Below are 485 nucleotides of genomic sequence, written 5' to 3' on the forward strand. Positions count from 1 at the left end.
TCGCCAACTGGAGAAATACCAGACTCTTTAACAATAGCTTGAAGTTTTTCATCAAGAGCATCTTGAGAAAGCACATGATACATCTCAAGCAACTGACTGACATCATCGCCATTCGCAGCCTTAATAGACTGAACCTTCATGGATTTACCATCAAGAGCTTCATCTAGATAATCTTCAATATAGAGATTAGATTTAAGGATCGAATCTTTAGAAGCTTCAATTCCCTTGTACTGATCAAAGTTTTGAGTCAAGACGTAGTTCAATTCAGAATTTGGAAGGACGGATTGACCATTGATTGATTTTCCTGTTGTTGGGTCAATCACATCTTTTTTCGGCTGAATCAAGTTATCATCTGGTGTTGGATTTTCACCAGTTGGAGTTTTCCGTGGATCCTCTGGATCGACACCAGGAGTGTAGATAACTGGAGTATTTGAAACAACCTTGTATTCTCCCTTAGGAGTGTTCACAAGTGTTGTGAAGGTATT

At 39.0% G+C, this 485-nt stretch carries 1 protein-coding gene; it reads right to left on the reverse strand.

From position 1 onward, the window contains the following. A partial coding sequence (locus E5983_RS09450) for an SspB-related isopeptide-forming adhesin (protein WP_331251116.1) occupies positions 1-485 on the reverse strand: 485 nt, incomplete at both ends.

Origin of the sequence: Streptococcus danieliae, assembly GCF_009767945.1 — a bacterium.
Classification (GTDB): Bacteria; Bacillota; Bacilli; order Lactobacillales; family Streptococcaceae; genus Streptococcus; species Streptococcus danieliae.